At 63.3% G+C, this 24,042-nt stretch carries 23 protein-coding genes, 1 tRNA gene and 1 pseudogene; 12 read left to right on the forward strand and 13 right to left on the reverse strand.

The window, feature by feature from the left end; all coding sequences use genetic code 11:
• A partial coding sequence (locus tag AC630_RS31015) for an MBL fold metallo-hydrolase (RefSeq protein ID WP_143198458.1) occupies positions 1-370 on the forward strand: 370 nt, incomplete at its 5' end.
• 1,230 nt (positions 371-1,600) lie between these two features.
• On the opposite strand, the gene tolA is transcribed toward AC630_RS31015, so the two are convergent.
• The 7 genes from tolA to AC630_RS31055 form a co-directional block, all read right to left on the reverse strand.
• Complete coding sequence (tolA, locus tag AC630_RS31025; RefSeq protein ID WP_074122278.1) at positions 1,601-2,329, reverse strand: cell envelope integrity protein TolA; 729 nt, start codon at positions 2,327-2,329, stop codon at positions 1,601-1,603.
• Positions 2,326-2,760, reverse strand: a complete 435-nt coding sequence (gene exbD, locus AC630_RS31030) for a TonB system transport protein ExbD (protein ID WP_074122279.1) — start codon at positions 2,758-2,760, stop codon at positions 2,326-2,328. The genes tolA and exbD overlap by 4 nt, the downstream gene beginning before the upstream one ends.
• A 4-nt stretch (positions 2,761-2,764) precedes the next feature.
• Positions 2,765-3,574, reverse strand: coding sequence for a tonB-system energizer ExbB (gene exbB / locus AC630_RS31035; RefSeq protein WP_074122318.1), 810 nt, complete (start codon positions 3,572-3,574; stop codon positions 2,765-2,767).
• A gap of 46 nt (positions 3,575-3,620) precedes the next feature.
• Entirely contained in the window at positions 3,621-6,038 is a 2,418-nt protein-coding gene (locus AC630_RS31040; RefSeq protein WP_074122280.1) for a TonB-dependent receptor, read from the reverse strand.
• Between the two features lie 124 nt (positions 6,039-6,162).
• Positions 6,163-6,537, reverse strand: a complete 375-nt coding sequence (locus tag AC630_RS31045; RefSeq protein ID WP_083636452.1) for a hypothetical protein — start codon at positions 6,535-6,537, stop codon at positions 6,163-6,165.
• 813 nt (positions 6,538-7,350) lie between these two features.
• Positions 7,351-7,905, reverse strand: coding sequence for a tyrosine-type recombinase/integrase (locus AC630_RS31050; RefSeq protein ID WP_245330569.1), 555 nt, complete (start codon positions 7,903-7,905; stop codon positions 7,351-7,353).
• A gap of 730 nt (positions 7,906-8,635) precedes the next feature.
• Positions 8,636-8,720: transfer RNA gene (locus AC630_RS31055), tRNA-Leu, on the reverse strand.
• Between the two features lie 158 nt (positions 8,721-8,878).
• Here AC630_RS31055 and AC630_RS31060 point away from each other — a divergent pair.
• Entirely contained in the window at positions 8,879-9,421 is a 543-nt protein-coding gene (locus tag AC630_RS31060; RefSeq protein ID WP_074122282.1) for a disulfide bond formation protein B, read from the forward strand.
• A 108-nt stretch (positions 9,422-9,529) separates the two neighbouring features.
• Here AC630_RS31060 and AC630_RS31065 read toward each other — a convergent pair whose 3' ends face one another.
• On the reverse strand, positions 9,530-10,615 hold the full coding sequence (locus AC630_RS31065) for an AbrB family transcriptional regulator (RefSeq protein ID WP_074122283.1): 1,086 nt from the start codon (positions 10,613-10,615) through the stop codon (positions 9,530-9,532).
• Positions 10,616-10,715: 100 nt separating this feature from the next.
• Positions 10,716-10,988 (reverse strand): PsiF family protein, encoded by a 273-nt coding sequence (locus AC630_RS31070; protein WP_074122284.1) that lies wholly within the window; start codon positions 10,986-10,988, stop codon positions 10,716-10,718.
• Between the two features lie 203 nt (positions 10,989-11,191).
• On the opposite strand from AC630_RS31070, the gene AC630_RS31075 reads away from it, so the two are divergent.
• Positions 11,192-11,671 (forward strand): hypothetical protein, encoded by a 480-nt coding sequence (locus tag AC630_RS31075; RefSeq protein ID WP_074122285.1) that lies wholly within the window; start codon positions 11,192-11,194, stop codon positions 11,669-11,671.
• 187 nt (positions 11,672-11,858) lie between these two features.
• Here the strand turns inward: AC630_RS31075 and AC630_RS31080 are convergent, their stop codons facing one another.
• Complete coding sequence (locus tag AC630_RS31080; RefSeq protein WP_074122286.1) at positions 11,859-12,407, reverse strand: TetR/AcrR family transcriptional regulator; 549 nt, start codon at positions 12,405-12,407, stop codon at positions 11,859-11,861.
• A 108-nt stretch (positions 12,408-12,515) separates the two neighbouring features.
• Here AC630_RS31080 and AC630_RS31085 point away from each other — a divergent pair.
• The 3 genes and pseudogenes from AC630_RS31085 to AC630_RS31095 form a co-directional block, all read left to right on the forward strand.
• A pseudogene (locus AC630_RS31085) lies at positions 12,516-12,617 on the forward strand (thioesterase); the annotation flags it as partial.
• 6 nt (positions 12,618-12,623) lie between these two features.
• Positions 12,624-13,100, forward strand: coding sequence for a PaaI family thioesterase (locus AC630_RS31090; RefSeq protein WP_074122287.1), 477 nt, complete (start codon positions 12,624-12,626; stop codon positions 13,098-13,100).
• A gap of 197 nt (positions 13,101-13,297) precedes the next feature.
• Positions 13,298-13,957, forward strand: a complete 660-nt coding sequence (locus AC630_RS31095; RefSeq protein WP_074122288.1) for a DsbA family protein — start codon at positions 13,298-13,300, stop codon at positions 13,955-13,957.
• An 80-nt stretch (positions 13,958-14,037) separates the two neighbouring features.
• On the opposite strand, the gene AC630_RS31100 is transcribed toward AC630_RS31095, so the two are convergent.
• The 3 genes from AC630_RS31100 to AC630_RS31110 form a co-directional block, all read right to left on the reverse strand.
• Positions 14,038-14,244 carry a hypothetical protein gene (locus tag AC630_RS31100; RefSeq protein ID WP_074122289.1) on the reverse strand — a complete coding sequence of 69 codons (207 nt, stop codon included), beginning with the start codon at positions 14,242-14,244 and terminating at the stop codon, positions 14,038-14,040.
• A gap of 81 nt (positions 14,245-14,325) precedes the next feature.
• Positions 14,326-15,396: a carboxylesterase family protein gene (locus AC630_RS31105; protein WP_074122290.1), complete on the reverse strand. Its 1,071-nt coding sequence runs from the start codon at positions 15,394-15,396 to the stop codon at positions 14,326-14,328.
• Positions 15,397-15,418: 22 nt separating this feature from the next.
• Positions 15,419-16,390 carry a S1C family serine protease gene (locus tag AC630_RS31110; RefSeq protein WP_074122291.1) on the reverse strand — a complete coding sequence of 324 codons (972 nt, stop codon included), beginning with the start codon at positions 16,388-16,390 and terminating at the stop codon, positions 15,419-15,421.
• 280 nt (positions 16,391-16,670) lie between these two features.
• Here AC630_RS31110 and AC630_RS31115 point away from each other — a divergent pair, with 280 nt between their 5' ends.
• From AC630_RS31115 to AC630_RS31140, 6 genes are all read left to right on the forward strand, one after another.
• On the forward strand, positions 16,671-18,089 hold the full coding sequence (locus tag AC630_RS31115) for a M20 family metallopeptidase (protein ID WP_074122292.1): 1,419 nt from the start codon (positions 16,671-16,673) through the stop codon (positions 18,087-18,089).
• Between the two features lie 261 nt (positions 18,090-18,350).
• Positions 18,351-20,141 carry a peptide ABC transporter substrate-binding protein gene (locus AC630_RS31120; protein ID WP_074122293.1) on the forward strand — a complete coding sequence of 597 codons (1,791 nt, stop codon included), beginning with the start codon at positions 18,351-18,353 and terminating at the stop codon, positions 20,139-20,141.
• 30 nt (positions 20,142-20,171) lie between these two features.
• On the forward strand, positions 20,172-21,131 hold the full coding sequence (locus AC630_RS31125) for an ABC transporter permease (protein ID WP_074122294.1): 960 nt from the start codon (positions 20,172-20,174) through the stop codon (positions 21,129-21,131).
• The gene (locus AC630_RS31130; protein WP_074122295.1) at positions 21,097-22,014 is read left to right on the forward strand and encodes an ABC transporter permease; all 918 of its coding nucleotides are present in this window, start codon (positions 21,097-21,099) and stop codon (positions 22,012-22,014) included. Before AC630_RS31125 ends, AC630_RS31130 begins: the two co-directional genes overlap by 35 nt.
• Positions 22,014-23,009 (forward strand): ABC transporter ATP-binding protein, encoded by a 996-nt coding sequence (locus tag AC630_RS31135; protein WP_074122296.1) that lies wholly within the window; start codon positions 22,014-22,016, stop codon positions 23,007-23,009. Before AC630_RS31130 ends, AC630_RS31135 begins: the two co-directional genes overlap by 1 nt.
• Positions 23,006-23,974 (forward strand): ABC transporter ATP-binding protein, encoded by a 969-nt coding sequence (locus tag AC630_RS31140; protein ID WP_074122297.1) that lies wholly within the window; start codon positions 23,006-23,008, stop codon positions 23,972-23,974. The genes AC630_RS31135 and AC630_RS31140 overlap by 4 nt, the downstream gene beginning before the upstream one ends.
• The last annotated feature ends 68 nt before the right edge of the window (positions 23,975-24,042 follow it).

Here is a 24,042-nt window from a genome sequence, read left to right on the forward strand (position 1 = left end):
CGAAAACTTCTTCGTCGAGGGGATGGAGGACGCCTTCTTTGAGGGCAGGCCCGCCATTCAGGAATTTCAGTTCACCAAGGACCCGGATGGGAAATTCGAAGGGGTTATCGATGTCTTCGGTGACGGTTCCTTGTTTGCGATCTCGACCCCGGGACATACAGCGGGCCATGTCTCCTATCTCGCCCGCACTCCGACAGGTCCGGTGCTCCTCACCGGCGACGCTTGCCACACGCGCTGGGGCTGGGAGCACGGCGTCGAACCTGGAAGTTTTACATTCGATCGGGACGAGGAACGGAAGAGTTTGCTCGCGTTGAAGGCCCTGAGTCAACGTCATCCGAAGATGGTCGTGAACCTCGGTCATCAGCCTTGAGTAACCAAAGCCGGCGCTGCGCAACGCTCGGCACAGTCTACAGACCATCCGGACCTTCCTCGCCCGGCCTGAAGTCAGCCTCGCACTGAGGTGCCGGTACCAACCGGCGATCAATTCCGCTCCACGCCTCTGGCCACCATGGCGGCATGGAACAACGTGCTTACTTAAATCGGAAACTTCAGCATACCTCTCTCTCCCTAGGATCGCTAAAGTTCGCGTAGGTTCGCCACCGTCTTCGTGTTCGCCCGCGAGACCCCGCGGCTGCGCTCCAACGCCTTCGAGCCCGGCTTCAATCCGAGTCCAGAGGCCCGACGAGAGTCTGCTTCTCCGGCTGATAACGAAGGGCATCCTCCCGCCGTTCGTGCCCTTCGTGAAAAACTGGAGTGCACTTGGCCGCGCGGCGTGCGTACGTACAAAGATCCTGACCGCTCCGTCAGCCCAAACGGGCGTAGGACGAGAACGGACATCCGGTGCAAGCGTCGATACAGGTTTCCGCGACCCGAACTTCGCCGAGCGGTGGTCGCCGAAACCCGTGCCTTCTACGCACCAACGTAATGTCGCTTATTGATGGCTGAGTCATTCCGGGTCAAGACCCGCAATACCTGCGGCGAGCAAATCTAGTCGGCTCTGCCCCTAAGAGCGGACCTCGTCGGGGCGTGCGAGATTTGTCGCGATGGGCCAAGAGGCGACATCGCAGGTTTGGTCTGATAGAGGCCGCCAATTGAGGCGGCCTTACTTCGGTAACAAGCCAAAATAGGCAAGAAGAAGCACCGCGACCTAATAGGGCCAAATCGCAGATGCCACCAGATACACAACGCGCACGAATTACTGAGATTCAGAAGCCGCAATCCCTATACTGTTTTCCGGCGAGACGAAACCGCGAGCCCACTTCAACGAAGTCAACGTCCAGACATTGGTTTCCTCGACGGTATTCGCCAAGGCCGTTACATTGAAGGTACTCAAGGTTTATTCGCCAGCGCTTTTCGCGCGGAGAGTAGGTTGCAAAGTCATGCTGGGCTCGGGCCGGTCCTTTGCAGATTGCAGTGATGTACTGTCGGACCTCAGCGGGCAAATCGTCTATATGACGGGGATCCCAAGGATCCTCCTTACTTGCGACACTGCCTTTGGAAACAGCGGGCAGTTCACTGCAAATCAGAAGGCAAAGAGCCAGCAACAAGGTCCGGACTGTCATTCGACACTCCCGTCAAGTGCGACCCGGTGCCGGCGCCTTCAGCTGGACCGGGAAAAGTTGACCGGGGCGATGTAACTATCCTGCGCGCCCGGCTTGGCCGCAGGGAATGCCGGGAAGGGACTCGCGCGTCGAAGAATCTCGATCGCCTCCCGATCGAGTACATCGTTGCCCGACGACTTCGTTACAGTGCTGGCGATCACATCGCCCGCGCGGTTCAGCACAAATCTCACGATGACCGTGCCTGACTTGCCGCGCGCGGCCGAGGGGTAGCGCTTGAACTTTTGCAGATGGCCGAACACCAGCGCGTTATAGGCGTTCGAACCTGCTTCCGTGAACTGTCCGATATGCTCGCTCTTTGGCGGCGCGCGGGTTTCCGGCGCGGGCGGTTGAGGCACCGGCTTCGGTTCGTCCAACTCCTTCTCGACCTTTGGCAGCGTGACTTCGGCCTCTTGTGCCGGCGGCGGTGGCTGCACCACCGGCTCCTCCTGCTTCTCCTCGACCTTGGGCGGTTCCGGTGGTGCGGCCTCGGCCTGCTGCATGGTTGGCCCGACGGCGATGTCCTGGTCGTGAATCTCGGGCGAACTGCTTTCGACCGGCGCCAATGTCACCGCGATGGCGGGCAGGATGTTCGGTTCGACCGGCCTGCGGACATACCACAACGCAACCGTGGCCACGACCGCCGCGTGCGCCATCAGGATCGTCACGCCGGCAAATGTCCAGCGGGAAAGTCCGCGCCGTTCTGGCAAATGCAGTTCAAACGCGTTCATGGCTTGGCTGTCGGCGTTTCCAGACCGACCAAAGCGAGCTTGAGATATCCGGCGTCGCGCAGGCTGTTCATCACCTCCATGAGCGCGCCATAGCTGAGGGTCTTGTCTCCGCGGACGAAAATCGTTTCGTCCCTATGATTGTTGGTGGCGGAATCGAGCGCGGCCGAAAGCTCCCCGCGCGGCACCAAGGTCTCGCCAACCGCAATGGTCTCGTCCGGCTTGATGGTCACGAAGACGGGCTTGTCCGGCCGCGGCTGCTCCGGCGCGGTACTGGCGGGCAGGTTGACTCCGATGTCGACAGTGGCAAGCGGTGCCGCCACCATGAAGATGATCAAGAGCACGAGGATGACGTCGATGAACGGCGTGACGTTGATCTCGTGTTGGATTTCGAGATCGTCGCTGCCCGAACGTTGTCCGAGACGTATGGCCATGCTGTCACTCCGCGGCCCGTGACAGCATCGCCGCGCGGCCGTGCTGTCCGCGGCTGATCATCAACAGGAGCTGCGCCGAGGCATCGTCCAATAGGGTGCGGTAGCCGCCGATGACCCGCACCAGGTGGTTGTAGATCACGACCGCGGGGATTGCCGCGACCAGTCCCATGGCGGTTGCGAGCAGCGCTTCGGCGATACCCGGCGCCACCACCGCGAGATTGGTGGTGTGGGATTCGGAAATGCCGATGAAGGAGTTCATGATGCCCCAGACCGTGCCGAACAGGCCGACGAACGGTGCCGTCGCGCCGATCGTGGCAAGCAGGCCGGTGCCGCGCGAGATCTGCCGTGTCATCGCCGCCTGCACGCGCTCCAGCCGCAAGGCGACGCGTTCCTTGAACGCGTCGTCGACGATGCCGTCGGACAGCGCGGCCTCGCGCGCGGTGGTGAGGATGAGCTGGGCGACGGCGTCCCTGTCGTTACGGCAGGCGCGGACCGCCTCCGCGAGGCTGCCGCCGCTTTCCAACAGCCTGGTGCGGCGGCGCGCCTGCCGCCGCGCGCCCGCTAACTCAATCGTTTTGGCAAGCCACACCGTCCAGGTCACGAACGATGCAAACGCAAGCCCGATCATCACCGCCTTCACGATGATGTCGGCGTTGAGGAACATGCCCCACGGCGAGAGATTGCGGGGCAGCAGCGGATTTGATGTGTCAGCCAGCGCAGCCGTCGGCATCGCGAGCGATGCAAGGCTCACGATGGTCAGCGTGACGATGCGGGCGAAATTCCCAGACTTCGCCCGTGATTTGCGATCAGGCATATGGTTCTCTTTTCCGTTGTCCTTGTGGATCACCCCCTGCTCCCGCTCATATCTTCTGTGAGATGCCGACGAAGAAACCGCGCCGCGGTCCGAATTGCGGCGCGAACACGCCGATGCCGGACCCGTCCCTGATTTCGTAGATCTTGTCGAAAAGGTTCACGATGTCGAACCGCACTGTGGTCGGTTTGTTCGGCGCGACGAAATGGAAATCGTGCGACACGCCGACATTGACCTGCGTGTAGGACGGCACGTGATCGGTATTGGCGAAGCCGGAGCGAAGTCCGCTGCCATAGATCATCGACGCGGTAAACTTCGTATCGTACCATTGATAGGATGCGCCGGCCGAAGCCGTCACCCACTGACTGTGGTCGGTGTGTATGTAGTGGGTGGCGATATAGGCCAGCTCGTCCGGATCGAACAGGAACTGGTTCGAGACGATATTGGTGCCGATCTGGCGCGCCCAGGCCACGTTGCCGTAGAGCTTGAGATTGCCATTGGTATAGCTCGCCTTGAATTCGAGGCCGACATTGTTCGCTTTGGCATAGTTGAAGCCATCGAGCACATAGGCTTGGCCGAACTGCCCGTCATCGAGCAGATCACGCGCCAGCTTCACGTAGCCGTCGAGGCCGACTTCGAGGCCAGGAATCGGCCAGATCTTCTGAACCACGCCGGCATCGAAGACGTGGGCCCGTTCCGGCAGCACCGGATCGTTCTGAGTGACCGCTGGCGCAGCCACCGTGCCCTGGAACAGCGCTATATTGGTCGGCGCTGCAATCACCTGCTGCGGCGGCGTGAAGGTCCGCGCGTAGCCGGCATGAACAGTGGTGCCGTCCAGGGGCACCCAGGTTAGGCTGATGCGCGGGCTGAACTGATTGGCGTCGACGTATTGCCACATCTGGTCGAAGCGCAAGCCGGCGTTGAGGGTCAGGTTGTTGGTGATCTTCCATTCGTCCTGCACATAGGCGCCGAACAGCCAGCCGAGCTTGCTGGAGGAATCGTAGATGGTGACGGGTGGAAGCGGTGCGCCCGTGGTGGGGTCGAACGCCTGACCACCGCTCACCGGATCACTGGGGAACGTCGTGTTGATGCCGGTGACCAGGGACCGCTCGGCGCTCGTGGTGAACCCAAACCGCAGCGTGTGCGCGTCGGCGATGCGCCATGCGGTATCTTCCTGGATGCCGTTGACGTAGCTCTGACGGTACACGCTCGATGAAATGCCGTTGATGAGCAGGTCACCGGTCGGGTCGGGCCAGAAGTGGAGCTGGCTGTAGCGGTTGAAATAGGAAAGCTGGTAGTCGATGCCTTCGGCCGAGTGCTGGTAAGCCACGACGTTGAATTGATTGAGTTCGGACTGCCGCTCGTTGAGAAGCGCGGAATTGAAGCTGGTTATGTTCCCTAACTGGAAGTTGGACGGCTGCCCGGGATTGTTGGGAATCTGGTACAGCGCGTTCGAGACGCCTCCGATATAGGTGATGCGGCTGTTGGGGTCGATCACCGTCGAGACATAGGCAAAGCCCTTTTCCTGTTGCGTGCGGTCGTGAATGGCCTCATTTGCGGGCGTCGGATTCTCGATGCCGAGATTGTTGTAGAGATAGCGACCCGACACGTAATACTGCGTTTGTCCCACCGTGCCACCGTATTCGGCGAACGGCGTGATGGTCTGGTGGCTGCCGCCATAGACGCTGACCTTGCCGGAATTGTCGAACGCGTCCGCCTTGGTCGTAATATCCAGCACGCCGGCTGTGCGCAGGCCATATTGCGCCGGCAGCGCGCCCGTCAGCAGGGCCATGTTGCCGACGATACCCGTGTCGAGGATTTGCCCGAAACCGCCGACGCCGTCGGGCAGCATGATCCCGTTGATGCGGTATTGCAGATTAGCGTGCTCGTTGCGCACATGCAGTTCGCCGCTCGCCGCCGAATCCTGGTGCACGCCCGGGAACTGCAACAGCGCCTTGTCCAGCGTAGTGTTGTTGCCCTGCGGCAGGGATTCGATGGCCTGATGGCTCATCTCGTAAGAACCGGACCCTATCGGCGGGAAAATGTTTTGGCGGGCTGCATCGAACTTCTGGTTCTGCTGGGCGACGACCTGCGCTTGGGTCGCCGCCTCGCTCGGTGCCTGGGTCTGTGTCGGCGCGGACGGCTGGCGGCGCACCACCTGGCGCGGTGGTGGCGTTCGCGGCGGCCGCCGCTCGGCGGGTGCGACCACGCGCGTTTCGGGCAGGACATTGCCGCCCTGCGCTTGGGGCGGAGGCGACGGGGTCTGATCCGTGGCAGGAGGGCTCTGCTGCGGTAATGGCTGGGTCGGAGCCGGCGTTTCGGGCGCGGATGGGGAGGCGGATGGTTGCGGCGTCGGCGAGGCGGCGCCGGCTTGCGCGAGCGCGGGGACATCTGACGCTGCGACCAGCGCAAGCGTCGACACGGTTACGAGAAGGCTGCGCGGGATGCGCAAAGGGGCGAAGTACATGAGATTCCTGACTGAGCTGATGCAGGGCTGCGGGGCAAGACAACGCAAGCGATGCTGAGCGATGGAACCTCGGCCGATGGCGACGACAGTTTGAGTGCAGCGCTACGCGACCGAGGCAGCGGTGTCAGGAAATCGGGGGGCCGCGGGATTGAAAGGCCGAGCGGTGCGGCTGAGGGATTGCATACTCGTGCTCGACCGCACGATCGACCGACACCTCGGCGAGCGTGACGGGTAGTGCAGGCGGTGTCGCCGCCAGCGCGTTCCCCATCGCCGCGCTGGCGATGCAGATCGGACAGAGATAGTCCACCCCGTCGGCAGGGTGTTTTGGCGTCCGATCGTGAACGTCTGGCGTGCTCGGCGCGGCGAGGGCAACCTGGCTTAGACCTGAGCCCGTGCCGCCAATGGCGTGAACGTGACCAAAGGACAACGCAAAGTTAATGGCGAGCGCAATCAGCGCCGCCCATGAACCCTGTCTGATATTGTCCCTGAACCAGCCCATTCGAACCCGAATCGTAACCATTCTGGATGGGCACTCGCCTGAGCATCTTATCTGACCTGTCGGCTCGGTCAATCAGTGCCGGGCGACGTGGCCTACTGATCGAAGCTTGCGGCCTGCAATCAGCGCGGCCGGCGTCGGCGAGCAAAGCCCGCAAATGAAGCTGGGACGTATCGTCGTGTGCGATATCCAGCTCGGTTTGCCGCCTCCGCCGCTCGTACAATTGCGACGCTGCCACGTGCGTCGAGTCACGTGCCGCTCCAGAAATCGAGCGAAAATGCAGAAAACGGGCTTGAGTCCGGCAGTTCCGAATAGGACCGCTTTGGGTCCAGACTCGGAAGTCGTGGCCGGTCCGAGCTATGTCCGGTTTACCCTTAGAAGCGGCGGAAAAGCGGACATGCCAATATCGACGCTTCGGGCCTACAGCGGTCCGTCAATTCTATGGCCGAAAGGGCCTCACATTCGTCAACCGTAGAGCGGCGCCGCTTTGCCCCCAGGATTTGAACCTAGCCAGGGGCGTCGCACAAGCGGCCACCCCCGCGATTTGGATTTCCCGATGTCGCGAACCTCCGCCACCGTGCCAGGTGATCACGCTATCATACTAAGGACAAACAGCGGTTCATCGTGTCGGTGGTTGCGTATGATTCCCTCCCTGGGCTCCAACGCTTCTCGACACTTTGACCACCTGATGATCACTTCAGACTAGCGGATAGCCGCGATTGCTTTCGCAAAGGTTTGGCGGCGATTCCGACGCTGTCCACATGACCTTGCCACGAATTGAATTGGGCAACATTCGCCAGCCCGATGATGGGTGACTCAGCGCTGCGTGCCCCCCTTGATCGGAATCACCTTCTTGGGATCGAGCCAGCGGTCGATCCGATCAGCCCAATGCTGCATCAGCTTCGTGCGCGAGCCGATCAGCGCGAGCGGTCCGTGCTTCTTGTAGAGACCTTCCACAGTAGAGTTATCGAGATGCGCGAGCTGCAGCTCGACGACATCGCCATCCCATGCCTTGGCGTCCTTGATCTCTTCGTGGTGGGACAGGGTCGAGAAGGTGGCCCGGAATCCGTGGGCACAATGATCAGTCTTGGTGTCAATGGCAAGCAGCCGCAAGCGCTTGTTGAGCGTGTTGTTTGATAGCGGCGCGTCCTTCGAGCAGGAAAACGCGTACCGACGATGGCCGGTCAGCTTCTGAACGCTGCGAAGAATTGCGAGTGCCTGCCGGGACAGAGGCACGACATGGCCCCAACCGGTCTTCATCTTGACGGCCGGAATAGTCCAGCGTTCGGCATCGCAACCGACCTCGCTCCACTCCATTTCATTGACCATGCCGGGGCGGGGAATGGTCAGCGCATCGAAGCGCAATCCCAACCACGATCGTTCCGTCGAATGCCATCATGCGCCTGTGTATCGCGCGTAGCTGCGAATGGCCTAGCTTCAACCTGTTGGCGGTCAGGCGCTCTTAAAGAGAGAATAACTCTGCAAAAGGACGGAGCGGCCGCCTGAAGCTGCTCCGAAAGCCGTTGCCAGCGCGATTTCGTCTCTACGCATTCTTCTCAAAACGCACAGTTGTCTGTCTAAGCCGTACAGCCGTCGCTAGGTTTGGAAGCGGACAATGCATGAGCAGAGGCGATGATGAAAACAGCGGTTGTGATCGGAGTAGGGCCAGAGCGCGGCTGGGCGCCCAACTATGCAAGCGATTGCGGCTGACGGCCTGAGAGTGACCATCGCCGGGCGAACGCAGGCGGCCATCGATTTGCTTGCGCAAGAGATCGCGCGAAACGGGGGACAGGCGGTCCCAGTCGTCACGGACGCGACCAACGAGGCGACACCAGAAGGCTATTCGACGCGGCTGGCGATGATCTGGATCTCGCGATCTACAACGCGGGTAACAATACGCCGGGCACGACGTGTTCGGGGTGGCGTTCGCGCCATGGTTCTTGCGGCCATCTGCTCAATTCCCTCGTTCGGCATAGCGAAATTCGCCGTGAATGTTTGCTCCCCCGATACCAACAAAAATGCCAACAAAACGGGCGGCTGTGGTGAAAACCAGAAATCTAGTTTCGGCCGTAAGTTATTGTTATTATTGATGTTTTCAGCTTGGTGCCCCTGGCCGGAATCGAACCAGCACTCCTTGCGGAACTCGATTTTGAGTCGAGCGCGTCTACCAGTTCCGCCACAGGGGCCCTCGGTCGGCCCCTCGGATGAGGACGTCGCGAAGCGGGCGGACTATAGCCATGGACAGGGCGGGGTCAACCCGCGCCAAATTGATCCCGGCTGTTCTCGACAGCCGCGTGGGCCGGGGTTAGAGGCTTAACAGCGTGACCCACCGGAAGAGGCTGCCGTGACGACCCAGAGTGCCGCAATGCCTGCCTTCAGGCCGGGGGCCGCGAACCCCGCGCTGACCGCCTCGCTCCTGGTTACGGTGATTGCAGCAGCCACGATCGCGGGCGCCTGGTTCTTCCAGCTCGTGCTGGGGATCGTGCCATGTCCGCTCTGCCTGGAGCAGCGCTACGCGTACTATCTCGCGATCCCGCTCGGCTTGCTCGTCGTGCTCGCGGCGCGGGGCGGTGCGCCGCGGCCGCTGCTGCTCGCAGGTCTTGCGATCCTCGCGCTGGCGACGCTCGCCAATGCCGGCCTCGGCGTCTATCACTCCGGCGTCGAATGGGGGTTCTGGAAGGGGCCGACCGATTGCTCCGGTCCCGTCGTCAATCTCGGCAGCGCCAATGATCTGCTCTCGCGGCTCGACACCGTGAAGGTGGTGCGCTGCGACGAGGTGCAGTGGCGCTTCCTCGGCCTCTCGCTCGCCGGCTACAACGTGCTGATCTCGCTCTTGATGGCCGCAATCGCCGCGTGGGGATTTGCGGCGACGGCTAAGCGCACGTAGGTGCAGTAGGGTGGGCCAAGCGCAGCGTGCCCACCATTTTCAACGACACCGCGGAAGCGTGGTGGGCACGGCGCAAGCGCGCCCTTGCCCACCCGAGACTGAGCTCTGTTAATCGTCCACATCGTCCTGCGTGCGCCCGAACAGGTGCACGATGCCCGGCGTCGCGATCGTCACGAACACGAAGCGCGACAGATGATGGGCGCCGACGAAGATCGGGTCGATGTGCAGCGTCAGGGCCAGCGCCAGCATGGCGTCCATCGCGCCCGGCGCGAATGCGACGACGACGTCGGAGAACTTCACCTGCGTGGTCAGCGCCACGATGCCGACGAAGATGGCGGAGACGGCGATCGCCACCGCGAACGAGCCCAGCGCCGCGTTGATGTGGCCGGCCATCGTCTTGATCCGCATCCGCGAGAAACGACTGCCGATCAGCGCGCCGATGCCGACCAGTGCAACGCCGCGCACCCAGTTCGGCAGGCCGCCCTCGACCCAGCCTGCACCATGCAGCACGCTGGAGGCGATCATCGCGCCGAACATCCAGCTCGCCGGAAACTTGATCAGCCGCAGCACAAGCGCCGCCGCCAGCGAGGCAGCGACCAGCTCGACGAGATCGAGCGGCGAAGCGATCGTCGTCGTCAGTGACGGTGCGACAGAGGGCGCGACGCCTGCCAGCGCCAGCACCATCGGCAGCGCCGCGGTCAGGATGATGACGCGCATGGTCTGCACCACCGCGATGCCCGGCAAGTCGGCACCGCGCTCGACCGCCAGGATCGTGATCTGCGAGAGGGCGCCGGGGCTGCCCGCAAGGAAGGCCGAGGTGCGATCCCAGCCATGGATGCGCTGGAGGTAATAGCTCGAGCCGAAGGTCGAGCAGAAGGTCGCGAGCGCAAGCAGCCCGATGGTCAGGGGATAGGCGCTGACCTGCTGGATCAGATGGCGCGAAACGACCGAGCCCAGGGAGATGCCGAGCAGCACCAGCACGGTCTGGGTCAGGATCGGCGGCAGCGTCAGTTGGCGGCCGGCGATCGCCGCGATTCCGACCGCGATCATCGAGCCCGAGATCAACCCGCCGGGAAGGCCCGCAAACAGAAACACAAGGCCACCGGCGGTGCCGATGGTGAGCGTCTCCACCGTGCTCAAGATCTTGGCACGGCTCGGCCATTCGAACGGCAGGGAGGCGGTGATTTGCTTCACGCCACCTTATCGCAAATCAGCGAGAGGCGCACAATTGCGGCTACGTCATGCCGCGATGCGTGCACCCTCGCTGAAGCTCGCGAGCAGTATTGTGACGGATTTACTTCTTTTCGGCAGCGGGGGCAGCGGTGCCGGCCTTCGCTTCCTTTATGCATTCGCGGCGAAACTTCTTGCGCTCCTTGCCCTTCAGGCCCTTGGCGTCCGCCTGCTTGGAGCATTCCAGCGACTCGGCCGAGCGCTCCTTCGGCGCCTTCTTGTCGGCGGTAACAGCGGTATCAGTCTTGGTGGCCGGCGCAGTCGCTTGCGCGAAGGCGGTGCCGGAGGCGAGCAGGGAGGCGAGGGCGACGGCAGCGAGGCGAGAGGTCAGGGTCATGGTGTTGCACTCTTCTTGCGAGAATTGCCAAGGATTGCGAACGTCGGCTCGCCTTGCTGAACGCGACATGAATAATTTGAACGGCGCGATCACTATATTTTGGCAGCAGGAGCCATCGCTTTCTTGTCGGAAGCCGGCGGCACGCTAGGATAGCAATCCTGATTTCACTTTCCCCCGGGGGAAGACCAAGGAGGAGACCAGGCATGACTATTCGATCAAAGTTGCTGTGTGCAGTTGCGTTGTCGGGACTGGGTGCGCTGGTGGCCAGCGCGCCGGCGCAGGCGCTGACCTCGCAGGAGTGCAGTGCGAAATATCAGGCTGCCAAGAAGGACGGCTCGCTCGGCACCATGAAGTGGAATGACTTCCGCAAGGCCCAGTGCGGCGCGGATGCGACGCCCGCTGCCGCGCCAGCCGCGGCTGCGCCCGCTGCTCCCGCCGAGCCGAAGCAGGCCAAGAAGGAGGCGGCCCCCGCTGCCGCCCCGGCGCCGACCGGACCCGCGGTCTTCCCGACCGCGGTTGATCCGAAATATTCCAAGGAGACCGCCGGCAAGGCCCGCCTTCACACCTGTGTCGATCAGTACAATGCCAACAAGGCGACCAACGGTAATGCCGGCATGAAGTGGATCGAGAAGGGCGGCGGCTATTACAGCGAATGCAACAAGAAGCTGAAGGGCGCCGCCTGAGCTTTGAACTGATGCGATGGCCGGAGCAATGCTCCCGCCATTTCGCTTAGGTCCAATCGCTAGAGCATGATCCGGAAAAGTGTGAAGCGGTTTTCCCTCGCGCCAAACGCGGAACGCGTTTGCGCGGAGATCATGCTCAAATAATAACCTAAAGCGCGATGACGATTCATCCTAATCTCATCGCGCTTTAGTCCAACAGCTTCTCGGCCGATTTCGCCACGAGCTGCGATCGCTTGCGCGGACCGCGCTCGACGAACAGCAGGCTCTGGCCGAAGATGAAGCAGTAGAACAAGAAGGCCTGGGCATCGGCCTCCTCGGCTGCGAGCCCGGTCGCGCGATAGAGTTCGGCGACGTGCTTGAGTCGCGCCGCGTCCACGCTTGCGGCCGCCGCCGCCGCGTTCTCGTCCGAGCGGGCCCATTGCCGGATCGCGAGCTCGATCGCCATGCCCTCCGGGTTCAGTCGTTCGGAATAGAGCTGGATCACCGCCTTGAGCCGCTCGCGGGGGTCTTGTCCGTCGAGGCTCGTCTGCTGGGCGATGGCTGCCGTGCGCCCCACGCGCCAGCGTTCCAGCATGGCGTCGAGCAGCGCGGCGCGGTCGGCGAAGCGGCGGTAGAAGCCGCCCTTGGTGACGCCAAGGTTTTTGGCGAGCACTTCGACCCGCACGCCCTCGACTCCCGAGCGGGCCAGCTCGGCAAATCCTGCCTCGACCCAGACGTCGCCCTTGCCGTCGCTCATGAAGAAAAGCCTCACCGGTTCTTGATACGGTACCGTATTGCTAACGCGTCCCACGCCTGATACGCCACCGTATCAAATCAAGAGATACGGCAAGGGCACGGAATGGCGATGGAGCAGGAGGCGACCTATCGCGGCACGGTCTATCCGTGGCAGTGCGATCACGTCGGCCACACGAACATCATGTGGCATGCCGGCAAATTCGACGAGGCTTGAGCCATGGCCGCATTCGAGCCGAAGAACCCGGACTACCGAGCCGCCGCCGCCGCGTTGTTCGAAGGACAGAAGGCGATGCGCACGCTCGGCATCTCGATCGCCCATCTCGCGCCTGGCGTGGTCGAGCTGGCGATGCCGCATTCGTCTGCTTTCACGCAGCAGAATGGCTTCATTCACGCCGGCATCGTCACCGCCGGGCTCGACAATGCCTGCGGCGTTGCCGCCTTCACCTTGATGCCGCGCGAGGCCGACATCCTGACGGTCGAGTTCAAGACCTCGCTGATTGCACCTGCCCGTGGCGAGCGCTTCCTCTTCAAGGCCGAGGTGGTCAAGCCGGGTCGCACGCTGACCTTCTGCGAGGCCAGGGCCTTTGCCGAGCACGACGGCAAGACTACGCTGATTGCCACCATGACCGGGACGCTGATGGCGATGCTGCCTCGCGTTGCGGCTTCGCAGGTGGCAAATACGATCCAGGCCTAGCGTTTCAGTGATGGATGCCCGTCGACGAGATCGCCGGCGTCGTCATGAGCCTGGACGCTTTGGTGACCTCGTTCCAGGTGCCGCTCGCGGTCAGGCTGCTGGTGCGATGACATCGCGGCTGCGACACTTTATATGGTTCGCAACAATTCCTGGTTCCGAGCCGTATTTGCGGAGATGGGACCGAAACGGGACGAGATATGACTGGATTCAGGAATAAGGGCCTTGTGCCGACGCGGCGCGCGGCGTTGACGCTGATCGGGGCAGGCGCCCTTGCAATGGGTGGGATCACCTCGGCGCGGGCCGCGGCCGGCGATGACGAGGTGCTGACCGAGACCAAAGTGCTGCGCGATCCCGACACGCCCGTCGCCGGCAATCCCGACGGCAACATCACCATCGTCGAATGGTCTGACTACAATTGCCCCTATTGCCGCAAGCTCGAGCCCGAGCTGCGTCAGGTGGTTCAGGACGACGGCAAGGTGAGGCTGGTGATGAAGGACTGGCCGATCCTCGGGCCAGTCTCGGTAACGGCGGCGCGGATCGCGCTCGCGGCGAAATTCCAGGACAAGTACCATCAGGCCCATGACGCCATGATGGGCGTCAGCTCGCGCCTCACCGAGCCGCGCATCAACGAGCTGCTTGCTGCAGCCGGCGTCGACATGGACCGGTTGAAACGCGATCTCACCGATCACGGCAAGGACATTGACGCCATCCTCAAGCGCAACAACGAGCAGGCCGAAGCCTTCGGCTTCCGCGGCACCCCGTCCTTCATCGTCGGCAAGTACCGCGTGCCGGGCGTGCTCAGCATGGCCGAGTTCGAGCGGGTCATCGCCGATGCCCGCAAGGCCAGGATGAACTGAGCGCCGAATTCGTTGCGCTCAACACAAAGGCGCCGCCGCGAACCCGCGTCGGCGCCTTGTTCATGGCGGGTCAATCGAAATTACTTCGACGAGATGCGAACCCAGTCCTTGTGCGCGCGATCGCGCAACGCATCCCAATCGGCCTTCGCGACATCCCAGTTCACGATGGTGCGATTGGTGGTCGCAACCTCGCCATTGCCGACCGACGAGGTCTGCATGGAGTCATAGACGTACACGCCGCACACGAGCAGCAGCGCGCCCAGAATCATTCCGAAAAAAGTCTTCATGGCGAACCTCCGGTGACGGCGGATAACGTCGAGCCGAAATGATGGTTCCGCGGCAGTCCGGCGCAGGTCAGGACGGCCCGTTCAGGTCCCATTCAGCCACGCCAGCAGCTCCGCGTTGATCTCGCGGGGGTAAGTGTGGCTGAGATCATCGATCTCGCGATAGGTGACGTCGGCGCCGGCGGCCGACAGCGCGGCCTGGGTCTGGCGTGCGGTCTGCACCGGAAACATCCAATCGAGCTTGCCGTGGGTGACGAAGATCGGCAGGCCCTGCAGGCGCGTGGCGTCCGCCATCTCCGCCATCAGCGGATGAAAGGTTGCCGACACCGGCGCAAGATGGGTGAAAGGCGAGGCGCCGTCGAGCCCGGTGACGTAGCTGAAGGTTCCGCCGTCGCTCATGCCGGTCAGCAGCATGCGCGAACCATCGATGGTCCAGCGGCTACGCACGGTCTCGAGAATGCGCATGAGATTGGGTGTGTCACTGTCGTCGCCCGTCAGCGCCCAGGTCGGGCCGGTCGCGGTCGGCGCCACCAGGATTGCGCCGAGGCTGCGCGCATCGCGCAGCCAGCTCCAAAGGAAGCCGCGGCCGTTGCCGCTGCCGCCGTGCAGCGCCATCACCAGGGGCATGGCGCGATCGGGCGAGTAGTATTCGGGCACGTAGATCGAGAAGCCGCCGCGGCTGCCGGGTTCGTTGTGGTCGTGGAAGATGCCGGTGTGTTCGCGAGTGCCTCCTTCCAGGCTCGCCAGCAGCGATTCATCCGCGCGCCTTGCGGCGTTGAGGAAGAAGCTGCTCACCGGCGGAAACCGCACCGCCAGCGGATAAAGCGCCTCCAGCGCGCGAGGGACGTGACGCAGTGCGCGGAAGACGGCGACGAGATCACCATTGCCGCGCTCGACGTCGCGGATGCCGGCAAAGGCGGCGAGCGTCTCGTCGCAGGCGCGATCGAGCCGCTCGCGCACTCCTGCGAACTGCTCGGGCCACCTTCCAATCGCTGCGTGGGCCCCCTGCAGCGCCTTGTCTGGCGCGCCAATTGCGTTCATCACCGACGCAAAGGCCGGCGGATGCAAATGCCGCTGGAAGAAGCCGAGCGCTTCCAGCGCATCGAGCAGCGGCGGCAGCACGGCCACGATGTCGTCGACCACGGCCTCGCTCATTGCTGCTTCCTCAAGCTTTGGATCAATGCAGCTTCGGCGCCTTGAGCAGCTTGAAGCGGTCGATCGAGGTCACCGTGACGTCGAAGGTGACACCTTCATGATGCACGGTGAGGGGCACGTCGACGCCGGCCGCGCCGAGCGCCCACATCTTCTTGTAGAAGCCGATCTGGCTCGTGACCTTCTCGCCGTCGACGGCGAGGATGACGTCGCCGGTCTTGAGCTCGGCGCGCGCGGCCGGACCGTTGGCGGAGATTCCGATCACCACGACGCGATTGTCGATCTCGGTCGAATAGAGTCCGAGCCAGGGCCGCGCCGGCTTGTTGACGCGGCCGAACCTGCGCAGATCGTCGAGGACCGGCTTCAACAGATCGATCGGCACGATCATGTTGACATGCTCGGCCTTGCCGTCACGTTCGCGCTCGAGCTGGAGCGAGCCGATGCCGATCAATTCGCCGTGCTCGTTGAGCAAGCCCGTGCCGCCCCAGTTCGGATGCGCGGGATAGGTGAAGACGGCTTCGTCGAGGAGGTATTCCCAGTAGCCGGCGAACTCCTGCTTGGCCACGATCTGGCTCGCAACCGAGCGCGTGCGCCCGCCGGCGCCACCGACCACGACGCGGTCGCCGATCCGGGCCTCCGCCGAGTTGCCGAGCGGCAAGGGTTCGACGTCGAGCTGGCCGAGCGCCTGCACCAGGCCGAAGCCGGTGACGGAATCGAACCCGAGCGCATGGCCTTCGACGACGCGTCCGTCGGCGAGGTGCAGCCACACCGATTCCGCCTCGGTGATGAGATAGCCGATGGTGAGCACCAGCCCGTTGTCGATCACGACGCCGTTGCCAGCGCGTTCGGTGCCGAGCGTCTCGGCGCTGAAGGCGTCCGGCGGGATGATGGCGTGCAGGCCGACGACGGAGGCGAGCGCGCGGTCGAGATCGAAACCGTAATCGCTCGCGCGCGGCTGGTTGGCCGGCGGCACTCTCCATTCGGTCAGAGCGGGCATGGAGTTCTCCTGATCTGCGAGCGTCCTTCGTCGCCATGAGGGTGCGCGAAGCATGCGCAATTTAAGCCCGGCTAGGCCGTCTTGAAAGCCTTGACCGCAACTATTCCAGATGTTGTGACGCCGATCTCCAAAGATGACAGGAACTGTCCGTCTAAAGTCGTTGGCGGCGGCCCAATCCGGCCCGGCCGCATGGCTGGTGTCCGGCGAGGTGCTAGGCGGCTTGCAATGAAGCTGCTAACCATTGCCGCTTCGTTTGGCCAAGAGATCACGGACCGAAGCAATGGATAACCGCAGCGACATCTGGCGTGGCGTCGACACGATCAAGGCGCGTTTCATCGATCTCAGCGACAAGGTCTGGGGTATGCCGGAGGTGTGCTACACCGAGGCGTGGTCCGCCGCCGAGCATCTCGCCGAGTTGCGTCATCAGGGTTTCCGCATCACCGAGAACGTCGCCGGCATTCCGACCGCGCTGATGGGCGAGTGGGGCGAGGGCGGACCGGTCATCGCCTTCATGGGTGAGTATGACGCGCTGCCGGGCCTCAGCCAGGAGGCCGGCGTCGCCGAGCACCGGCCGATCGAGACCGGCGGCCATGGCCATGGCTGCGGTCACAATCTGCTCGGCTCTGCCGCACTCCTCGCCGCGACCGCGGTGAAGGACTGGCTCGCCGAGAACAAGGTGCCGGGCCGCGTCCGCTATTACGGCTGCCCTGCCGAAGAAGGCGGCGCGGCCAAGGCCTTCATGGTACGCTCCGGTGCGTTCGAAGATGCCGACATCGCCATCACCTGGCATCCGCACAGCTTCTGGGAAGTCGCGGTGACACCGTCGCTCGCCAATACACGCGCGGACTTCATCTTCACCGGCCGCACCTCGCATGCCGCGGCCTCGCCCCATCTCGGCCGCTCCGCGCTCGATGCGGTGGAGCTGATGAATGTCGGCGTGAACTACATGCGCGAGCACATGCCGAGCGATGCGCGCGTGCACTACGCGCTGCTCGACACCGGCGGCATCGCCCCCAATGTGGTGCAGGCGCATGCGCGCGTGCGTTACTCGATCCGTGCCCGCGATCTGCCCGGCATGACCGAACTGGTCGGACGCGTGAGCAAGATCGCGGAGGGCGCCGCGCTGATGACCGAGACCAAGGTCGAGATGAAGATCATCTCCGCGGTCTCCAACATCCTGCCGAATACGCCGCTGGAGCAGGCGCTGCACCGGGTCATGGAAGAGCTCGGACCGCCGCATTTCGACGACGCGGACAAGGGCTTTGCCACCCAGATCCGCGCGACGCTGAGCGACAAGGACATTGCATCGGTCTATTACGCGATCGGCATGGAGCCGACCGATCGTCCGCTGGCCGACTTCCTGGTGCCGCTCGATGCCAAGCGCAACCCGCTGGTCGGCTCGACCGACGTCGGCGACGTGAGCTGGGTGGTGCCGACCGTGCAGGTTCATGCACCTACGGTTGCGATCGGCACGCCCTTCCACACCTGGCAGGTGGTGGCGCAGGGCAAGAGCGCACACGCCCACAAGGCCATGGTGCAGGCGGCCAAGGCGATGGCCGGTATCGGCATCAAGGCGTTGACCGATCCGGAGCTGATCAAGGCTGCCAAGGCTGACCTCGAGAAGCGGACGGCCAAGACACCTTATGTCTGCCCGCTGCCGGACCACGTCGCGCCGCCGCTCGACATGTCCGTGGCGTAGAATTTCGTCTCGATACTTCGTCTGATACGGCGAACAAATTTTCCGCAGTGCAGCGCGGATTTCGGCGCGTTTTAGCGCCGGATTGCCGAACGCTTGAGCTGCGGAACACGGTTTTGCCCAACCGACAGCCAGAACACCGTTGGCACACACACGGTCGCAGTTGACGCGCGGCCTATTCGGTGTGCCATCTACCGCCAGAGAAAAACCCGGTGGTCGCCTCGCGGCTGCCTGCATCCATACGGGAACCAACGGGGGACAACGATGCTGGATAAAGAATTGCGTTCGATGATCGGCAAGGTGAAGGACGGGCGGATGGATCGCCGCGCCTTCATCAAGCGCATGGCCGCGGTCGGCCTCACCGCTCCCCTCGCCAACCAGATCCTCGCGCTCGGTGGCATCGCCATGGCCGAAGGTCCCCAGGTCTACAAGCCGACCAAGCGCGGCGGCGGCGGTGCGCTGAGGCTGTTGTGGTGGCAGGGCCCGACCCTGCTCAATCCTCATTTCGCGACCGGCACCAAGGATCAGGATGGCTCGCGCCTGTTCTATGAACCGCTCGCCTGTTGGGATCCCGACGGCAACATGAAGCTGGTGCTGGCGGCGGAGATCCCCTCGATCCAGAACGGCGGCCTGGCCGCCGATGGCAAGTCGGTAACCTGGAAACTGAAACCGGGCGTCAAATGGCATGATGGCAAGCCGTTCACCGCCGACGACGTCGTGTTCAACTGGGAATATGCCAAGGATCCCGCGACCTCCGCGCTGACGATCGCGACGTATCGCGAGATCACGGTCGAGAAGGTGGATGATCTCACGGTCCGCATCCTCTTCAACAAGCCGACGCCGTTCTGGGCTGACGCCTTCGTTGGCGCTCCCAACACCATCATCCCCAAACATCTGTTCGCGGACTACAAGGGGTCCAAATCGCGGGAAGCGCCGACCAACCTCTCGCCGGTCGGCACCGGCCCCTACAAGTTCGTCGAGTTCAAGCCGGGCGATCTCGTCCGCGGCCAGCTCAATCCCGATTACCACATGCCGAACCGGCCTTATTTCGATACGGTCGAGATGAAGGGCGGCGGCGACGCCGTTTCGGCCGCGCGTGCCGTGATCCAGACCGGCGAATATGATTTCGGCTGGAACATCCAGGTCGAGGACGACGTCCTCTTGCGCCTGGAGAAGGGCGGCAAGGGCAAGACCGTCTATGCCGTGGGCGGTGACACCGAGTTCATCGCGCTCAACTTCACCGATCCCAACACCGAGGTCGACGGCGAGCGCTCGTCGATGAAGACCAAGCATCCCCTGTTCTCCGATCCCGCGGTGCGCAAGGCGCTGTCGATGCTGGTCGATCGTGAGTCGGTGAAGAAGGCGATCTACGGCCGTGCCGGCCGCACCACCGCCAACTTCCTCAATGGTCCGGAAAAATTCGTGTCCAAGAACACGAGCTGGGAGTTCAGCGTCGAGAAGGCCTCAAAGATCCTGGACGACGCCGGCTGGAAGCCGGGCGCGGACGGCATCCGCGAGAAGGACGGCAAGAAGCTGAAGATCGTCTACCAGACCTCGATCAACGGCCCGCGTCAGAAGACCCAGGCGATCGTCAAGCAAGCTTGCCAGAAGGCCGGCATCGACGTCGAGCTGAAGTCGGTGGTGGCGTCCGTGTTCTTCTCCTCCGACGTCGCAAATCCCGACACCTATGCGCATTTCTACGCCGATATCGAGATGTTCCAGATCCCGCTGAGCCAGCCGGATCCGTCGCAGCATATGCGCCGCTATCTGTCGATCAACGTCGCCACGAAGGAGAACAAGTGGCAGGGCACGAACTTCCCGCGCTGGGTCAACAAGGACTATGACGCCGCGATCGAAGCCGCCGAAAGCGAAATGGACCCGGTCAAGCGCGCGGCGTACTATATTAAGGCCAACGATCTCATGTTCCAGGACACCGTGTTCATCCCGGTGCAGCATCGGTTGAAGGTGGAAGCAGCGGCCAACAATCTGCGTCCGATCATCAGCGGCTGGGCCAACGAAACCGACAATCTGCACGATTGGTACAGGGAGGAATGATCACGCACGCCTAGGCGGGGTCTTTCTTTCATGAGTAAGTATGTTCTGCGCCGCCTCCTGATCGCGATTCCGAGCCTGCTCGGAATCTCGGTCGTGTTGTTTGTCGTGCTGGCGCTCGCGCCCGGCGATCCCTTCTCGGAACTGGCGACGAACCCGAACGTCCCGCCCGAAGTGCAGGCCGCACTTCGGGCCAAGTTCGGCCTCGATGATCCGATCTACCTTCGTTACCTGCACTGGCTCAACGCCATGCTGCACGGCGACTGGGGTTTCTCCTTCGTCAGCCGGATGGATGTCGACACGCTGATCCTCCAGCGCCTGCCGGCGACGCTCTACGTGATCGGCTCGGCGCAAATCCTGGCGCTCTTGATTGCAATCCCCGTCGGCGTTTATGCGGCCACAAAGCCCTATTCGCTGTTCGACCAGATCGCGAACACGTTCGCCTTCATCGGCTTCTCGCTGCCGACCTTCTTCACTGGTCTCTTGTTCATCCTGATCTTCTCGGTCACGCTGGACTGGCTGCCTTTCGTCTACTCGACCGACATCAAGGCGACCGGCATCCGCTGGGTACTCGAGATGATCCGGCAGGCGATCATGCCGGTGGCTGTGCTCGGCCTGTTCCAGGCGGCGTCGATGACGCGCTTCGTGCGCTCGGCGATGCTGGACGTGATCCGCCTCGACTATGTCACCACGGCGCGCGCCAAGGGCCTCGGGCAGGCCACGGTCATCGTCAAGCACGTCATGCGCAACGCCATGATCCCGGTCGTTACGCTGATCGCGCTGCAGATTCCCGCGGTGTTCGGCGGCGCCATCGTCACCGAGCAGATCTTCCGCATCCCCGGAATCGGCTCGCTGCTGATTTCCTCCATCCTTTCCAACGACACGCCGGTGGTGATGGCCGTTACCTTCGTCTTCGCGTGCCTCGTGGTGCTGTTCAATCTCATCGCGGACGTCCTTTATGGCTGGCTTGACCCTCGCATCTCCCTCCGCTAAGCGGCGCGCGTACTCGCCCTGGCGCGAGACGTGGCGGCGCTACAGCCGCCACAAGCTCGCCGTGGTCAGCGCCTTCCTGCTCCTTATCCTGGTGCTGGCCGTGGCGATCGGCCCCTTCGTGTGGCGCGTGAAGATCAACGACATCGATATCGTCGCGGGCCTCCAGGGGCCCTCGCTCGCCCATCCCTTCGGCACCGACGACCTCGGCCAGGACATTCTGGCGCGCATGATCTATGGCGGGCGCATCTCGCTCGCGGTCGGGCTCGCCGCGATGCTGGTCTCGGTGTTCGTCGGCACGCTGATAGGTGCGCTCGCCGGGATGTCTCGGGGCGCGCTCGGGCACGGCCTGATGTGGCTCACCGATCTGTTCCTGTCGCTGCCGCAACTGCCGCTGTTGCTGCTTCTGATCTATCTCTTCCGCGACGGGCTGAAGCAGATGTTCGGCCCCGAGGGCGGCATCTTCATCCTGATCGTGCTCGTGATCGGAGGCTTGCGCTGGATGCCGGTCGCGCGCCTCGTGCGTGCACAGTTCCTCTCGATCCGCGAAAAGGAGTTCGTCGAAGCCGCGCGCGCACTGGGAGCAAGTCCGGTGCGGCAGGTGGTGCGCCACATCCTGCCTAACGCGCTCGGTCCGGTGATTATCGCCGGCACCATCGACGTCGCCGCCGCCATCATCGCGGAATCGACGCTGTCGTTCCTGGGCCTGGGCTTTCCGCCTGATACCCCGACCTGGGGCCGGCTGCTGTACGACGCCAAGGATTTTCTCGACATCGGCCCGCACTGGGCGCTGTTTCCGGGCGGCGCGATCTTCATCGCGGTGGTCGCCATCAATTTCATTGGCGACGGCCTGCGTGACGCGCTCGATGCGCGACGGGTGATCTGATGGCGCCGCTGCTCGAAATCAAGGGCCTGAAAACCCACTTCTCCACCGACGATGGCATCCTCCAGGCCGTCGACGGCGTCGACATTTCCATCAACAGAGGCGAGACGCTCTGCGTCGTCGGCGAATCCGGCTGCGGCAAGACCGTGACCGCTATGTCGATCCTGAAGCTGATCGCGATGCCGCCCGGCCGCATTGTGGCGGGCCAGATCATCTTCGAGGGGCGCGATCTCGTGCCGCTGACGAGCAATCAACTCGACGAGATCCGCGCCAAGGAAATCGGCTTCATCTTCCAGGAGCCGATGACCTCGCTCAATCCGGTGCTCACCGTCGGCGAGCAGATCTCCGAGAGCCTGCGCCGGCATGAAGCGGTGACGAAGAAGCAGGCGCTCGAGCGCACCATCGAGATGCTGAAGCTGGTGCAGATACCCAACGCAGAAGGGCGCGTGCACAACTATCCGCACCAGTTCTCCGGCGGCATGCGCCAGCGCGTGATGATCGCGATGGCGCTGGCCTGCAAGCCGAAGCTGATCATCGCCGACGAGCCGACCACCGCGCTCGACGTCACCATCCAGGCGCAGATCCTCGACCTCCTGCAGGACATGAAGGAACGCTTCGGCATGGCGGTGATGTTGATCACCCATGCCATGGGTGTCGTCGCGGAGACCGCACAGCGCGTCGTCGTGATGTATGCCGGCAAGGTCGTGGAGGAGGCGCCCGTCGACGATCTCTTCGGCGATCCCCGTCATCCCTATACCCAAGGACTGATCCGCTCGATCCCGCGCATCGATCTCGACAGCGAGCACAAGACGCGGCTCGAGGCGATCGGCGGCTCGGTGCCGATCCTGATCAATCCGCCGGTCGGCTGCCGCTTCGCGCCGCGCTGCAAGTTCGCCATGAGCGTCTGCACCGCGAAGGAGCCGCTGCTGCGCGAGATCGCGCCCGGCCACCGCATGGCGTGTCACCTGGGAGATACACAGTTGGGAGGCGCGTCATGAGCGAACCCCTGCTGCGCGTCAGCGGCTTGAAGAAACATTTCCCCGTGCTCGGCGGCCTGTTGTCGCGCCAGGTCGGCTGCGTCTATGCGGTCGACGGCGTGTCATTCTCGGTCAACCGCGGTGAGACGCTCGGCCTCGTCGGCGAGTCCGGCTGCGGCAAGTCGACGACCGGGCGCTGCGTGCTGCGCCTGATCGAGCCGACCGACGGCGAGGTCGTGTTCGACGGCCAGGACGTACGTAGCCTCGGCGGCAACGATCTGCGCGCGATGCGGCGGAACATGCAGCTGGTGTTCCAGGACCCGTTCGCCTCGCTCAATCCGCGCATGACGGTCGGCGCAATCCTCGGCGAGGCCTTCACCATCCACAATCTCGCATCCTCCGCCAGGGAGCGCGAGGAGCGAGTCGCGGGCCTCTTGGTCAAGGTCGGTCTCAAGGCCGAGCATATGCGGCGCTATCCGCATGAGTTCTCCGGCGGCCAGCGCCAGCGCATCGTGATCGCGCGTGCACTCGCGGTCGAGCCGAAGTTGATCGTCTGCGACGAGCCGGTCTCCGCGCTCGACGTGTCGATCCAGGCGCAGGTCATTAACCTGCTCGAAGACCTCCAGGCCGAGCTGAACCTGACCTATCTTTTCGTCGCGCATGATCTTTCGGTGGTCGAGCACATCTCCGACCGCGTCGCGGTGATGTATCTCGGCCGCATCGTCGAACTGGCGAAAGCCAACGACCTCTACCGCAACCCGCAGCATCCCTACACCAGGGCGCTCTTGTCCGCGGTGCCGGTCCCAGATCCCAAGCTCAAGCGTGAGCGCATCAGGCTCAAAGGCGACGTGCCGAGCCCGATGAAGCCACCGTCAGGCTGCCCCTTCCACACCCGCTGCCCGATCGCCCAGCCGCGCTGCGCGGAAGTCGCGCCAGAGCTGAAAGAAGGAGCAGGCGGCCATTTCGTGGCGTGTCATCTCGCCTGAGGTGTACGGTGCGCGGGTAGTCTGGGCGCGATCCCAAAGGATCGGTTGAGGGATCGGTTGGCGAAGGG

This window comes from Bradyrhizobium sp. AS23.2, assembly GCF_001908185.1.
GTDB lineage: Bacteria > Pseudomonadota > Alphaproteobacteria > Rhizobiales > Xanthobacteraceae > Bradyrhizobium.